The sequence below is a fragment of the Streptomyces sp. MGP-BFMKR1 genome (assembly GCF_057766585.1).
Genome location: NZ_CM173408.1, coordinates 1,521,198 through 1,538,006, shown reverse-complemented (window position 1 = coordinate 1,538,006; position 16,809 = coordinate 1,521,198). Strand labels below are relative to the sequence as shown.

At 72.6% G+C, this 16,809-nt stretch carries 1 protein-coding gene and 1 pseudogene; both read left to right on the top strand.

The features are described from left to right. Window positions 1-38 precede the first annotated feature (38 nt). Entirely contained in the window at window positions 39-10,421 is a 10,383-nt protein-coding gene (locus tag AC3CHW_RS05795) for a type I polyketide synthase (RefSeq protein ID WP_488469772.1), read from the top strand. A gap of 61 nt (window positions 10,422-10,482) precedes the next feature. Then, window positions 10,483-16,797, top strand: a pseudogene (locus AC3CHW_RS05790) (type I polyketide synthase); the annotation flags it as partial. Window positions 16,798-16,809: the final 12 nt, after the last annotated feature.

Genomic DNA, 16,809 nt, shown 5'->3' with positions numbered 1-16,809 from the left:
GCGCGGTCGGTTCCAGAGGGTCGTTCCTTACTACTTCCATGGGTGACATAACAATGAACGAAGAGAAGCTTCTCGACTATCTCAAGCGGGTGACGGCGGATCTCCAGCAGACTCGCCAGCGCCTGCTGGAGGCCGAGTCGGCGGACCAGGAACCGATCGCGATCGTCGCCATGAGCTGCCGGTTCCCCGGCGGGGTGAGCTCTCCCGAAGACCTGTGGCGCGTGGTGGCGGACGGTACCGACGCGATCGCGGAATTCCCCATGGACCGGGGCTGGGACATCGACGCCCTCTACGACGAGGACCCGGACCGTCCCGGCACCAGCTACACGACCGAGGGCGGTTTCCTGGAGAACGCCGACCGGTTCGACCCGGCGTTCTTCGGGATCTCCCCGCGTGAGGCGCTGTCGATGGACCCCCAGCAGCGGCTGCTGCTTGAGACGTCCTGGGAGGCGTGCGAGCGCGCGGGCATCGACCCGCTGTCCCTGCGGGGCAGCCGTACCGGTGTGTTCGTCGGCACCAACGGCCAGGACTACTCCATGCTCACGCTCGGCGCGGCCGAGAGCCTGGAGGACGTCGAGGGCCACTCGGGCACCGGCAACGCGGCGAGCATCGTCTCCGGCCGGATCTCCTACACCATGGGCCTGGAGGGCCCCGCGCTCTCCGTGGACACGGCCTGTTCGTCGTCCCTGGTGGCCCTGCACCTCGCCGTTCAGGCGCTGCGCCAGCGCGAGTGCACTCTCGCGCTGGCCGGTGGTGTCACGGTGATGTCCACCCCGTCGGCGTTCGTCCAGTTCAGCCGGCAGCGCGGCCTTGCCGCGGACGGCCGGTGCAAGCCGTTCGGCGCCGCGGCCGACGGCACGGGCTGGGGCGAGGGCGTCGGCATGCTGCTCGTGGAGCGGCTGTCCGACGCCCAGCGCAACGGCCACCGGGTGCTGGCCGTCGTTCGCGGCTCGGCCATCAACCAGGACGGCGCGTCCAACGGCCTCACGGCCCCCAACGGCATCTCGCAGCAGCGGGTCATCCGGCAGGCGCTGACCAGCGCCCGGCTGTCGGCCGCCGAGGTGGACGCGGTCGAGGCGCACGGTACGGGCACGTCGCTGGGCGACCCGATCGAGGCCCAGGCGCTGATGGCCACGTACGGGCAGGACCGACCCGCGGACCAGCCGCTGTGGCTGGGAAGCATCAAGTCCAACATCGGTCACACGCAGGCCGCCGCCGGCGTCGCGGGTGTCATCAAGATGGTGATGGCCATGCGCGAGGGCGTCCTGCCCAAGACGCTCCACGCGGACGAGCCCTCACCGCACATCGACTGGACCGGCGGCGCCGTCTCCCTGCTGAACGACTCGACCCCGTGGCCGGACCGGGAGCACCCGCGACGCGCCGCGGTGTCCTCGTTCGGCATGAGCGGCACCAACGTGCACACCATCCTGGAACAGGCTCCCGAGGCCGATCCGGCGGAGACCGACGAGACCGGTGCCGAGGCCGCCGACGGCCCGGTGGCGTGGCCCGTGTCGGGCCGTAGCGCGGAGGCGCTGCGGGCGCAGGCCGGGCGGCTGCGTGAATTCCTCGTGGAACACCCGGAGTTGAACGCGGCGGAGGTGGCCCGCTCGCTGGCCACGACCCGGTCCGCCTTCGAGCACCGGGCCGTGGTGACCGGAGCCGACCGCGAGGCGCTCCTCCGGGGCCTTGAGGCGATCGCCGAGGACACCGCCACGTCGAACGGAGTGGTACGCGGGAGGACCGGCGACGCCGGTCGTTCGGTGTTCGTGTTCCCGGGTCAGGGGGCGCAGTGGGTGGGTATGGCGGTGGGGTTGTTGGAGTCCTCGCCGGTGTTCGCGGAGGCGGTGGGTGAGTGTGAGGCGGCTTTGTCAGCGTATGTGGACTGGTCGTTGACGGACGTGTTGCGTGGTGCCCAGGGTGCTCCCGGTTTTGATCGGGTGGATGTGGTGCAGCCGGTGTTGTTCGCGGTGATGGTGTCGCTGGCGAAGTTGTGGCGTTCGGTGGGTGTGGTGCCGGATGCGGTGATGGGTCACAGCCAGGGTGAGATCGCGGCTGCGTGTGTGGCTGGCGCGTTGTCGCTGGAGGATGCCGCGAAGGTGGTGGCGTTGCGGTCGCGGGCCATCGCGGGTGGTCTCGCGGGTCGCGGTGGCATGGTGTCGGTGGGGCTGCCGGTCGACCAGGCGCGGGAGCGCATCGCCGCCTGGGACGGCGCGATATCGGTCGCCGCGGTCAACGGCCCGGGCTCGGTCGTGGTCTCCGGTGATCCGGGTGCGCTGGATGAACTGGTTGCGGAACTCGAGGGTGAGGAGGTGCGGGTTCGCCGGGTTCCGGTGGACTACGCCTCGCACTCCGCGCACGTGGAGGCGATCCGCGAGGAGTTGTTGCAGGTCCTGGCGGACCTGAAGCCGCGCGCCTCGCAGGTGCCGTTCTACTCGACGGTGTCGGGCGAGTTGGTGGATACGGCCGCTCTGGACGCGGAGTACTGGTACCGGAACCTGCGTCAGACGGTGGAGTTGGAGGCCACGACTCGCCTCCTGCTGGGTGACGGTCACACCGTGTTCGTCGAGGTGAGCCCGCATCCGGTGCTGACCCTGCCCGTGCAGCAGACGGTGGAGGCCGCTGACGCGCAGGCCGTGGTCGTCGGCACGCTGCGGCGGGACGAGGGTGGCCTGGAGCGGTTCCTGACCTCCGCCGCCGAGGTGTACGTACGCGGAGTCACGGTCGACTGGACCGCCCTGCTCGGGGGCCGGAGCGCCCGCTGGGTCGAGCTGCCGACGTACGCCTTCCAGCGTCAGCGGTACTGGCTGGATGTGTCGGCCTGGGAGATGTCGGCCACCGCCGACGCCCTGGGCGCGGACGCGGTGGACGCCCGTTTCTGGGAGGCCGTCGAGCGCGAGGACCTGGAGGCGCTGGTCCGCACGTTGGAGGTGGAGGGTGAGGAGGCGCAGTCGTCGTTGACGGCGCTGCTTCCCGCGCTGTCGTCCTGGCGGCGTCAGCGGCGTGAACAGAACACGGTGGACAGTTGGCGCTACAAGGTGGTCTGGAAGCCCCTGGCGTCCGCCAACGGCGCGACCCTCTCGGGCACCTGGCTCGTCGTCCTTCCCGCGTCGCACGCCGATGACGCCCTCGTGTCCGCCACGGTGAACGGGCTGGAGGCGAACGGGGCCGCTGTCGTCCGCGTGGTGCTGGACGCGTCGGGCAACGACCGCGAGGTGGTCGCGGAGCGGCTGCGTGGGGCGCTCGACGGTGCGGCGGTGGAGCCGTCGGGCGTGGCGGGTGTGTTCTCGCTGCTGGCGTTGGACGAGTCGGGGCACGGGGCCTTCGCGGGTGTTCCCGCCGGGTTCGCCGCGTCGGTGGGGCTGGTCCAGGGGCTCGGCGACGCGGGGGTCACGGCTCCGCTGTGGTGCGGTACCCGGGGTGCGGTGTCGGTGGGCCGTTCCGACCGGCTGGTGAGCCCGCTGCAGTCGCTGGCGTGGGGCCTGGGCCGGATCGTGGGGGTGGAGTACCCCCAGCGCTGGGGTGGCGCGGTCGATCTGCCCGAGACCGTGGACAGCCGTGCGGCGGCCCGTCTGGTCGGGGTGCTGGCGGGTGCGGAGGGCGAGGACCAGGTCGCGGTACGCGGCTCAGGCGTGTACGCCAAGCGCATGGTGCGGGCCACGGCCGCCGAGGACGTGGAGGGCCGAGGGTCCTGGCAGAGCCGGGGTTCGGTGTTGGTGACGGGTGGTACGGGCGCGCTGGGTGGCCATGTGGCCCGGTGGCTGGCGCGTACGGGTGCTGAGCACCTGGTGTTGACCAGCCGTCGTGGGTTGGAGGCCGAGGGGGCCGCCGAGCTGAGGGCGGAGCTTGAGGGCCTGGGCGCCCGGGTGACGGTGGCGGCGTGTGACGCGGCCGACCGTGAGGCTCTGGCGGCGGTGCTGGACGCGATTCCGAGCGAGTTCCCGCTGACCGGGGTGGTGCACACGGCGGGTGTGCTGGACGACGGTGTGGTGGACGCCCTGACGGTGGAGCGGGCGGCCGGGGTGTTGCGTCCGAAGGTGGACGCCACCCGGAATCTGCACGAACTGACCGCCGGGATGGACCTGTCGGCCTTCGTGCTCTTCTCCTCCGGCGCCGCCACACTGGGCGGCCCGGGGCAGGGCAGCTACGCGGCGGGCAACTCCTACCTCGACGCGCTGGCGTTGCAGCGCCGCGCGGACGGCCTTCCCGCGACGTCCATCGCCTGGGGCGCCTGGGCCGGCGGTGGCCTCGGCTCCGGCGAGGTCGGCGAGCGGATGGACCGTTCCGGCGTGGTCGGGATGGCGCCCGAGCTGGCGATCTCCGGACTGCAACAGGCGCTTGAACTGGACGAGACGTTCCTGGTCATCGCCGAGATCGACTGGGACCGCTTCCAGCCGGAGTTCGTCGGCTCACGTCCGAACGCGTTGTTCCGCGAGGTGCCCGAGCTGAACCGCCCCGCTGCCACCGCTGGCGCGGACGCGGGCGACGGCGACGACGCGATCTCCGCGCTGCGCCGGGAGATGGCGGAGCTGCCCCCCGCCGAGCAGCCCAAGCTCCTCCAGGAGCTGGTGCGCAACCAGGCCGCCGACGTCCTCGGCTACGACAACGCCGACGCCGTGGAGGCCGACCGTGCCTTCCGCGACCTCGGGTTCGACTCGCTGACCGCCGTCGAACTGCGCAACCGCCTCGGCGTGGTCACCGGCCTCCGGCTGCCGGTCACCTGTGTCTTCGACTACCCGACCGCCACCGTTCTGGCCCGGTACCTCCACACCGAGATGTTCGGCGAGCAGCCGGCCACCGGGGGCGCCACCGCCGCCGCGCCCAAGCGGCCGGGGGCGCTCGACAAGCCCGTCGCCACCGACGAGCCGATCGCCATCATCGGCATGAGCTGCCGGTTCCCCGGCGGGGTACGCACCCCCGAGGCGCTGTGGGACCTGCTGATGTCCGAGGGCGATGTGATCTCCGGGTTCCCCGAGGACCGCGACTGGGACATCGACAGCCTCTACGACCCGGACCCCGAGAAGGCCGGTACCAGCTATGTCCGGGCGGGCGGCTTCCTCGACGAGGTCGGCCACTTCGACCCGGCGTTCTTCGGGATCTCGCCGCGCGAGGCGATGGCGATCGACCCGCAGCAGCGGCTGCTGCTTGAGACGTCCTGGGAGGCGTTCGAGCGTGCCGGCATCGACCCCGTGGCGCTGCGCGGCAGCCAGACCGGAGTCTTCGTCGGCTCCAACTACCACGACTACGGTTCACGCATCTTGAGGGACGGCGAAGGAGTGGAGGGGTACCTCGGCCTCGGCAGCGCCCCCAGCGTCTCCTCCGGCCGTATCTCCTACACCTTCGGCTTCGAGGGCCCGGCCGTCACGGTGGACACCGCGTGTTCGTCGTCGCTGGTCGCCCTGCACCTGGCCTGCCAGTCGCTGCGCCAGGGGGAGTCCTCCGTGGCGCTGGCCGGCGGGGTGACGATCATGGCCACGCCGGGCACGTTCGTCGAGTTCAGCGCCCAGCGTGTGCTGTCGTTCGACGGCCGCTGCAAGGCGTTCGCGGCATCGGCCGACGGCACCGGCTGGTCCGAGGGCGTGGGCATGCTCCTCGTGGAGCGGCTGTCCGACGCCCAGCGCAACGGCCACCAGGTGCTGGCCGTCGTCCGGGGCTCGGCCATCAACCAGGACGGCGCGTCCAACGGCCTCACGGCCCCCAACGGCCCGTCGCAGCAGCGACTGATCGAGCAGACGCTGGCCGGCGCCCGGCTGGCCTCCGCCGATGTGGACGTGGTCGAGGCCCATGGCACCGGCACGCCCCTCGGCGACCCGATCGAGGCGCAGGCACTGCTGGCCACCTACGGCCAGGGCCGCCCCGAGGGCCGGCCGTTGCTGCTGGGCGCCGTCAAGTCGAACATCGGTCACACGCAGGCCGCGGCCGGTGTCGCGGGTGTCATCAAGATGGTGATGGCCATGCGCGAGGGCGTCCTGCCCAAGACCCTGCACGTGGACGAGGCGACACCGCACGTGGACTGGTCGGCGGGCGACGTCGAGCTGCTGACCGAGACGGTGCCCTGGCCGGAGACGGACCACCCGCGCCGGGCGGCGGTGTCCGCCTTCGGTGTGAGCGGCACCAACGCGCACACGATCATCGAGCAGGCGCCGGTCGCCGACGAGCCACAGGCGCCGCGGGCCACGGCCGCCCCGGGCACCACCGGGCTCCCGGTGCCGTGGGTCCTCTCCGGCAGGACCGACGCCGCCCTGCGGGGCCAGGCCGAGCGGCTGCGGGACCACCTCGCGACGCTCACCGAAGAGCTCATCCCCACGGTGGACGTCGGCTATTCCCTGGCCACGACCCGGTCGCTCTTCGACCAGCGGGCCGTCCTGGTGGGCGAGGACCGCACGGACCTGCTGCGTGGCCTCGACGCCCTCGCGAAGGGCGAGACCGCGCCCGGCGTCGTGCGGGGCACGGCGGGGGCGGCCGGCAAGACGGCGTTCCTGTTCTCGGGCCAGGGCGCGCAACGGCTCGGCATGGGACGGGAGTTGTACGAGGCGTTCCCGGTGTTCGCCGACGCGTGGGACGAGGTGTGCGCGCACCTGGACGTGCTGCTCGACCGTCCGCTGCGGGACGTGGTGTTCGCGGCGGAGGGCAGCGCGCAGGCCGAGCTGCTGGACCGGACGGCGTTCACGCAGCCCGCGCTGTTCGCCGTCGAGGTGGCGTTGTTCCGGCTCCTTGAGCACTGGGGTGTCCGGCCGGACGTGGTGATCGGGCACTCCATCGGTGAGATCGCCGCCGCGCACGTGGCCGGGGTGTTCTCCCTGGCGGACGCGTGCGCCCTGGTGGCCGCGCGTGGCCGGCTGATGCAGGCGCTGCCGGAGGGCGGCGCCATGGTCGCCATCGAGGCGTCCGAGGAGGAGGTCGCCGGAACGCTGGCCGGTCGTGAGACCGAGGTGAGCATCGCGGCCGTCAACGGTCCGACCGCCGTGGTCGTCGCGGGCGACGAGGCCGCCGTGCTGGAGATCGCCGGCCAGTGGTCGGAGCAGGGCCGCAAGACCCGCCGGCTGCGGGTCAGCCACGCCTTCCACTCCCCGCGCATGGACGCGATGCTCGGCGACTTCCGCGAGGTCGTCGAAGAGCTGGCCTTCGCCTCGCCGACCCTCGCGCTGGTCTCCAACGTGACGGGTCAGCCGGCCGGTGCGGACGAGGTGTGTGCGCCGGAGTACTGGGTGCGGCACGTGCGGGAGGCCGTGCGGTTCGCGGACGGGGTGCGGGCGCTGGAGAAACTGGGCGTGACCCGGTTCGTCGAGGTCGGCCCCGACGGTGTGCTCACCGCGATGGCGCGGGACTGCGTGGCGGACCACCCCGAGGGCGCCGCCGAGCCGGTCCTGGTGCCGGTGCTGCGCAGGGAGCGCCCCGAGGCGCGGGCGCTGACGACGGCGCTGGCCGAACTGCACGTGGGCGGCGTCGCGGTGGACTGGGGGCGGGTCTTCACCGGGCGCGACGCCCGCAGGGTCGAGCTGCCCACCTACGCCTTCCAGCGGGAGCGCTACTGGCTGGAGGCCCTGACGTCGTTCGCCAGTGATGTGACCGCCGTGGGGCTCGTCCCGCCGACGCACCCGCTGCTGGGCGCCGCCGTCGAACTGCCCGACGCGGACGGCTTCCTGTTCACCAGCCGCCTCTCGCCGCAGACCGACCAGTGGCTCGTCGACCACATGGTGCAGGACACGATCCTGCTGCCCGGCACCGCCTTCCTCGAACTGGCCCTGCACATCGCCGACCAGGTGGGATGCGACCGGGTCGAGGAGCTGACCCTCACGGCGCCGCTGGCACTGCCCGAGCGGGGCGCGGTCCACCTCCAACTGGCGGTGGGCGGACCGGACGAGAACGGCACGCGCTCGCTGAACGTGTACTCCCGGCCGGAGGACTCCACCATGGAGCAGCCGTGGACACAGCACGCCTCAGGACTGCTCGCGCGGAGCGGGGCGCAGGACGACACCGGCCCGGCCGACCTCGTCGTATGGCCCCCGGAGGGCGCCGAACGGATCGACATCGAGGACGTCTACGCCCGCATGGCCGCGGGCGGCTTCGCCTACGGCCCGGTCTTCCAGGGGCTGCGATCGGTGTGGATCCGTGGTGACGAGGTCTTCGCCGAGGTGCGTCTGCCCGAGGAGCACGCGTCGGACGCGGAGCGGTTCGGACTGCACCCGGCCCTGCTCGACGCGGCGGTCCAGGCCGTCATGTTCGTGCCGCAGGAGGAGGCGGGGCTGGCCAGGCTTCCGTTCTCCTGGACCGGCGTATCGCTGCGGGCCACGGGCGCCTCGGAACTGAGGGTGCGCCTCAACCCGCTCGGGCCCGACTCGATCGCCCTCGCGGTGGCCGACACCAGCGGCCGGGCCGTGGCCACCGTCGACTCCCTGGTGCTGCGGCTGGTGGCGGAGGGGCAGATCCAGTCGGCCGGCTCCGCGCCGGCCGGGCACGACTCGCTCTTCCGGTTGGACTGGACCCCCGTCCCCGTCGGCGCGCCGGCTCCGGCCTCCGAGGGGACGTGGGCCGTGCTGGGCACGGACGGCCTGGGGTTGCGCTCCGGTCTGGAGGGCGCGGGCGCCGACGTGGTGTCGTACGCGGATCTGGCCGCGCTGCGCGAGGCGGTCGACGCCGGGGCCACGCCGCCGGACGTCGTCATGGTGGCGGGCGCCGCGGAGGCGGCCGGCATCGACGACGGGGCGGATCTGGCGGGACGAGTACGTGGTGCCACCTACCGCGCGCTGGAGCTGGTGCGGTCGTGGGTCACCGACGAGCGGTTCGCCGACTCCTACCTGGTGTTCGTGACCCGTGGCGCGATGGGCGCCCGGTCCTCCGGTGAGGTGCGCACCCCGGCCGAGGCCGCCGTGTGGGGCCTGCTGCGCTCCGCGCAGACCGAGCACCCCGGGAAGTTCCTGCTGGTGGACCTGGACCCGGAGGACCACGGCGACGTGTCTCCGGCGCTACGGGCGGCGCTGACCGCCGAGGAGCCGCAGGTGGCCGTGCGGGACGGACGGGTGCTCGCCGCGCGTCTCGCCCGCGTGGTCCCGGCCGAGGAGCTGCCCGAACCGGGCACCTCGCCGTTCGACGGCCGTGGGACGGTGTTGATCACGGGTGGTACGGGTGGTCTGGGTGCGTTGTTGGCTCGTCATCTGGTGGTGGAGCACGGTGTGCGTTCTCTGGTGTTGACGAGTCGTCGTGGTGTGGAGGCGCCGGGCGCGGTGGAGTTGGTGGCGGAGTTGGTGGGGTTGGGTGCTCAGGCGCGGGTGGTGGCGTGTGATGTGGCTGATCGTGGCGCGGTGGAGGGTGTGTTGGCTGGGATCGGGTCTGAGTATCCGTTGTCGGCTGTGGTGCACGCGGCGGGTGTGCTGGACGACGGTGTGGTGGAGTCGTTGACGCCGGAGCGGGTGGATCGGGTGTTGCGTCCGAAGGTGGACGCGGCGTTGCACCTGCACGAGCTGACCCGCGACCTCGACCTCTCCGCGTTCGTGGTCTTCTCCTCGGCCTCCTCCAACTTCGGAGGCGGCGGCCAGGCCAACTACGCGGCGGCCAACGCCTTCCTGGACGCCCTGGCACACCAGCGGCGCGGCCTCGGGCTCCCCGCGGTATCCCTGGCCTGGGGCATGTGGGAGCAGCGCAGTGAGATGACCGGGGACCTCGGCGAGGCGGACCTCCAGCGCATCGCGCGAGCCGGACTGAACGCGCTCAGCTCGCGAGAGGGCCTCGCGCTGTTCGACGACGCGCTCAGGACCGACGAGACCGTGCTCGTGCCGACCCACGTGGACCTCGCCGCCCTGCGCGTCCAGGCCCACACCGGCGACGTCCCCGCGCTGCTGCGCGGCCTGGTGCGGGCCCCCCGGCGCCGGGCCACGGCGGCGGAGACCACGCACACCGGCACCGGGTCGCTGCGGGACCGCCTGGCTGGTCTCTCCGCGGCCGACCAACACCGGACGCTCCTGGACCTGGTGCGGGTGCAGGTGGCCACCGTCCTCGGCCATGGCTCGCCGGAAGCGGTGGAGCCCGACATGGCCTTCAAGGAGATGGGCTTCGACTCGCTGACCACGGTGGAACTGCGCAACCGGCTCAACGCGGAGACCGGTCTTCGACTGTCGGCGGTGCTGGTCTTCGACCACCCGACCCCCACGGCGCTGGTGGACCACCTGCGGGAGGAACTCCTGCCGGACGGAGGCACGGGCGAGCCCCTGGTCCTCGCCGAGCTCGACCGGCTGGAGCCCTTGCTCTCCCACGTGCTGGACGACGGCGAGGCGCGCACGAAGGTGGCCGGACGGCTGCGGGAGCTCCTGGAGAAGCTGGTCGAGGCTTCCGACGACTCCGGCTCCGCCGAGGTGGTCGAACGGATCGGATCGTCGTCCAACGACGAACTGTTCGCCTTCATCGACAACGAGCTCGGGCTGTCCTGAACCGGTGTCCAGCGCCCTCTGACCCCCTGACTTCACAGTTCAAAGAAAGCGACGGCACACAGTGAGCGAGACGAAGCTCCGCGACTACCTCAACAGGGTGACCACCGACCTGCACCGCACCCGGCAGCGCCTTCAGGAGGTGGAGGCGAAGCAGCGTGAGCCCATCGCGATCGTCGCGATGAGCTGCCGCTTCCCCGGCGGGATCAGCTCTCCCGAGGAGCTGTGGAAGATGGTCGCGGACGGTGCCGACGGACTCTCACCGTTCCCGACGGACCGTGGCTGGCACGAGGAGGTGTACAACCCGGACCCCGACAGCCAGGGCACGAGCTACGTGAACGAGGGCGGGTTCCTGCACGACGCCGCGCAGTTCGACCCCGTGTTCTTCGGCATCTCCCCGCGTGAGGCGCTGGCCATGGACCCCCAGCAGCGGCTGCTGCTTGAGGCGTCCTGGGAGGTCCTGGAGCGGGCCGGCATCGACCCGCTGTCCGTCAAGGGCACCACCGGCGGCGTGTTCATGGGCGCCGCCTTCCAGGGGTACGGCGCGGCCGGTCCGATCGAGGCCGAAGAGGTCGAGGGCCACCTGATGACGGGGCAGACGCCCGCCGTCACCTCCGGCCGGGTCTCCTACGTCCTCGGCCTCGAAGGGCCGGCGGTGACGGTGGACACGGCGTGTTCGTCGTCCCTGGTGACGCTGCACCTGGCCGCGCAGGCGCTGCGCCAGGGCGAGTGCGACTTCGCCCTAGCCGGCGGCATCACCGTGATGGCCGGCCCCGGAACGTTCACCGAGTTCAGCCGTCAGCGGGGGCTCGCCTCCGACGGCCGCTGCAAGCCCTTCGCGGCCGCGGCGGACGGCACCAACTGGTCCGAGGGCGTCGGCGTGCTGCTCGTGGAACGGCTGTCCGACGCCCGCCGCCTCGGCCACCCCGTGCTGGCGGTGGTGCGCGGCTCCGCGGTGAACCAGGACGGCGCCAGCAACGGCCTGACGGCCCCCAACGGCCCGTCGCAGCGCAGGGTGATCCGGCAGGCGCTCGACAGCGCGGGACTCACCCCGAACGACGTCGACGTGGTGGAGGCGCACGGTACGGGTACCACGCTGGGTGACCCGATCGAGGCACAGGCGCTGATCGCGTCCTACGGCCAGGACCGGCCGGCGGACCGGCCGCTGTGGCTGGGGTCCATCAAGTCGAACATCGGTCACGCGCAGGCGGCGGCGGGTGTCGCGGGGATCATCAAGATGGTGATGGCGATGCGGCACGGCGTCCTGCCGAAGACGCTGCACGTGGACGAGCCGACCCCGCACGTGGACTGGTCGGCGGGGGCCGTGGAACTGCTGACCGAGGCACGCCCCTGGCCGGAGACGGGCCGGCCCCGCCGGGCGGCGATCTCCTCCTTCGCGATCAGCGGCACCAACGCGCACACCGTCATCGAGCAGGCCCCCGAAGCCGAGGAACCGGGGCCGGCCGAACCGCGGGAGAGCCCGGAAGCCGAGGCACCCGTGACGGTCGTCGCCCCCGTCGTGCCGTGGCTCGTCTCCGGCAAGGGCGAGGCCGCGCTGCGGGCACAGGCCGAGCGGCTGCACGCCCGACTGACGGCCGAGGACGACGAACTCGCGGCGGCGTCGGTGGCGGACATCGGCTACTCCCTGGCCGTGTCCCGCTCTGCGTTCGAGCACCGCGCGGCGGTGATCGGCGACGACCGCGAGAGCCTTCTGCGGGGCCTGCTGGCCGTGGCTCAGGGCGAGGCGACCCCGGGCGTGGTCAGGGGGCAGGCCGCGAAGGGACGCAGGACCGCCTTCGTGTTCCCGGGTCAGGGCGCCCAGTGGGCGGGTATGGCGGTGGGGCTGCTGGACTCCTCGCCGGTGTTCGCGGATGCGGTGGGTGAGTGTGAGGCGGCCCTGTCGGCGTATGTGGACTGGTCGCTGACGGACGTGCTGCGTGGCGCCGAGGGTGCTCCCGGTTATGACCGGGTGGATGTGGTGCAGCCGGTGTTGTTCGCGGTGATGGTGTCGCTGGCGAAGTTGTGGCGTTCGGTGGGGGTCGAGCCGGATGCGGTGATGGGTCACAGCCAGGGTGAGATCGCGGCGGCCTGTGTGGCCGGTGCGTTGTCGCTTGAGGACGCCGCGAAGGTGGTGGCGTTGCGGTCGCGGGCCATCGCGGGTGGTCTGGCGGGTCGCGGTGGCATGGTGTCGGTGGGGTTGCCGGTCGAGCAGGTCAAGGAGCGCATCGGCGCCTGGGATGGCGCTATATCGGTCGCCGCGGTCAACGGCCCGGGCTCGGTCGTCGTCTCCGGTGATCCGGGTGCGCTGGACGAGATGGTGGCCCAGCTTGAGGGTGAGGAGGTGCGGGTTCGCCGGGTGCCGGTGGACTACGCCTCGCACTCCGCCCACGTGGAGTCGATCCGCGAGGAGTTGCTGAAGGCCCTGGTCGACATCGAGCCGCGCACCTCGCAGGTGCCGTTCTACTCGACCGTCTCCGGTGAAGTGGTGGACACCGCCGGTCTGGACGCCGAGTACTGGTACCGCAACCTGCGGCAGACCGTGGAGCTGGAGGCCACCACCCGCACCCTGCTGAAGGACGGCCTCACGGTGCTCGTCGAGGTGAGCCCGCACCCCGTGCTCACCCTTCCCGTGCAGCAGACGGTGGAGGCCGCCGAGGCGCGGGCGGTGGTCGTGGGCACGCTACGGCGCGACGAGGGCGGGGCCGAGCGGTTCCTGACCTCCGCCGCCGAGCTGCACGCCAGCGGGGTCGTCGTCGACTGGGGGAAGGTGTTCCAGGGGCGTGGCGCCCGTCGGGTGGAGCTGCCGACCTACGCCTTCCAGCGCCAGCGCTACTGGCTCGACGCGACCGCGGCCGTCGGCGACGCGGGCTCGGTGGGCCTCGGATCGGTGTGGCACCCCCTGCTGGGCGCCGTGGTCTCGCTGGCCGGTGGCGGCGGGGTGCTGCTCAGCGGGCGGTTGTCGATCGCCACACACGCCTGGCTCGCCGACCACTCGGTGGAAGGCGTGGCGCTGGTGCCCGGTACGGCCTTCATGGAGATGGCCGTACAGGCGGGGGATCAGGTGGGGTGCGCCCGGGTCGAGGAGTTGGTGATCGAGGCGCCCCTGGTGATGCCCGAGCGCGGCGGGGTGCAGATCCAGGTCGAGGTGGGGGACGTCGACGCCGCGGGCCACCGCGAGGTGAGCGTCTACTCGCGGATCGAGTCCGACGAGGACCGGGCCGACCTCGGGAATCCCTGGGTACGGCACGCACGCGGTGTGCTCACCCCGCCTGGCCCGGCGGCCTCCTTCGACTTCAGGAAGTGGCCGCCCTCCGGGTCCAAGCCCGTCGACATCTCCGGCGGGTACGAGCACGCCGCCGAGCACGGGCTGCGCTACGGCCCCGCGTTCCAGGGGCTGCGGCGCGCCTGGCGGCGCGGCGACGCGGTGTTCGCCGACGTGGAACTGCCCGAGGAGCAGCTCGGCACCGCGAAGTACTTCGGCCTGCACCCGGCCCTGTTCGACGCGGCCCTCCACGCGATCGGCGTGAGCAAGGCGATGCGCGGCGGCGACGACGCGCCGAGCGCGGGCACTCTGCTGCCGTTCTCCTGGCGGGGCTTCTCCCTCGAAGCCGTCGGCGCGGGAGCCCTCCGGGTCCGGATGGTCCCGGACGGGCGGAAGGCGGTGTCCCTGGCGATAGCCGACACGTCGGGCCGCCCGGTGGCCTCGGTCGACTCCCTCGTCCTGCGGCCGATCCAGGCCCAGGCGTTGCGGAACGCGGGCCGGAGAGACGGTGACGCGCTGTTCCGCGTGGAGTGGACGGCGGACGCGGTCAAGCCCACCGAGAGCGTGGCGCCGGGCTGGGCGGCGGTGCTGGGCGACGACCTCCTCGGCGTGGGCGCCGCGCTGGAGATGTCGGGCGTCACCGTCGATGTGTACACGGACCCGGTGGCGCTCGGCGACGCCGTGTCGTCGGGCACGCTCATGCCCGGCATGGTGGTGCTGCCGGTGGTCCCGGGCGGCGCGGCCGTGGTGGACGAGGTGCACACGCGGGTCGCCGAGGCGCTGGAGACCGTCCAGTCGTGGCTGGCGGACGAGCGGTTCGCGGCGACCCGGCTGGTGCTGGTGACGCGCGGCGCCGTGGACACCGGTGACGGTGTGACGGATCTGGCGGGCGCGGCCGTATGGGGACTGGTGCGCTCGGCGCAGTCGGAGAACCCGGGCCGGGTGGTGCTGGTCGACACCGACGACGTCGAGAAGTCGGCGGGGCTTCTCGCGGGTGTGGCGGCCTCCGGCGAGGCGCAGGTGGTGGTGCGCTCCGGTGAGGTCCGCGTGCCGCGCCTGGCTCGGGCGCTGCCCTCGGGCGACGCTCCCGAGTCGGCGACGTTCGGCTCCGGCGCGGTGCTGGTGACCGGCGGCACGGGTGTGCTGGGCGGCCTGGTGGCCCGGCATCTGGTGACCCGGCACGGCGTCGGGAGGCTGGTGCTGCTGTCCCGCCGTGGGGCGGAGGCGGACGGCGCGGCCGAGTTGCGGGCCGAACTGGAGGCCGCGGGCGCCGAGGTGATGATCGCGGCGTGTGACGTCTCGGACCGTGCGGCGCTCGCCGCGGTGTTGGAGGGGCTGCCCGAGGAGTTCGCGCTGAGCGCCGTGGTGCACGCGACCGGGGTGCTGGACGACGGGCTGTTCGCGTCCATGACGCGCGAGCGGGTCGAGCCGGTGCTGCGGGCGAAGGTGGACGCCGCGTGGAACCTGCACGAGCTGACCTCGGGCATGGACCTGTCGGCCTTCGTGCTCTTCTCGTCGGCCGCCGGTGTGTTCGGCTCGGCCGGACAGAGCAACTACGCCGCGGCCAACGTGTTCCTGGACGGCCTCGCGTCATGGCGACGGGCTCAGGGGCTGCCGGGTGTCTCGCTGGCGTGGGGCCTGTGGGAGCAGGCCAGCGGCATGACCGGCCACCTCGGACAGGGGGACCTGCGCCGGGTGTCGCGTTCGGGTCTGGTGCCGCTCTCCTCCACGGAGGGCCTGGAGCTGTTCGACGAGGGCGTCACCTCCGGCCAGGCCGTGGTGATCCCCACCCGGCTGGACCTGGGCGCGCTGCGCGCCCAGGGCGCCGCGATGCCCGCCGTGTTCCGCGCCATCGTCCCGGAGCCCACGATCCGGCGTACGGCCCGGGCGGTCGAGTCCGAGGCCGGCGACCAGTCCACCCAGTTGCGCCAGCGACTGGCCGGGCTGTCGGAGGCCGAGACCGAGGAGGCGCTGCTCGAACTGGTGCGTACGCTCGCCGCCGCGGTGCTCGGGTACACGTCACCCGACGAGGTCGACACCAGCCACGAGTTCATGGAGATGGGCTTCAACTCCCTCACGGCGGTGGAGTTCCGGAACCAGCTCGCCGCGGTCACCGGCCTCCGGCTGGACACCACGGTGGTCTTCGACCACCCGCGCCCCCTGGAGCTGGTGTCCTACCTGCGGCCCCGGCTCGCGGCCGGGATCGCGTCCGCTCCCGCCGACCGTCAGACCCAGCCGTCATCGGCTGCCCAGGCCGACACGCCGACGCCCGCGACCGCGCCCGCGGCGTCGCAGGCGGACGCGCCCGACACCCTCGGCTCCCTGTTCCGGGAGGCGGCGGCGCAGGGCAAGACCAAGGTCGGCATGGATCTGCTGGTGAACGCCGCGCGGCTGCGTCCCACCTTCGAGGACCCGGCCGACTTCGAGGGGACCATCAGGCCCGTACGGCTCTCCCGGGGTGCCGAGCGCCCCCGGCTGATGTGCTGCTCCTCCTACATGGCGCTGGGCGGCGTCCACCAGTACGCGCAGCTCGCCGCCCCGTTCCGGGGCAGCCGGGACGTCGCGGCCCTGCCCGCCGTGGGGTTCGTCCAGGGCGAGAGCCTTCCGGCCACCCCGGAGGCGCTGTTCCGCCTCCAGGCACGGATCGTCTCGGAGTACGCCGACGGCGCCCCGGTCGTCCTGGTCGGTTCGTCGGCCGGCGGAATGGTCGCCCACTCGGTGGCCGCCGCTCTGGAGAGCCAGGGCACACCGCCCGCGGGAGTCGTCCTGCTGGACACCTACCTTCCGGACAGCGCGAGCATCGGCCAGTTCGAGAACGCCATGCTCGACGAGATGTACGAGCGGGACGCCCTCGTCTCCATGGAAGGCGTCCGGATGTCGGCCATGGGGTGGTACCTGCATCTGTTCGAGGGATGGAAGCCGCCGGAGAGCGCGGTTCCCAGCCTCCTCGTCCGGGCGGCGGAACCGATGGGCGAGGTGGACGCGGACGCGGCGGGCTGGCAGTCGGACTGGCCGGCCGACTCCGTGGTCGACGTGCCCGGAACCCACTTCACGATGATGGAGAAGCAGGCGGGCACCACCGCACAGGCCATCGAGGACTGGGTGGCCAACCTCTAGCGCATCACGCGC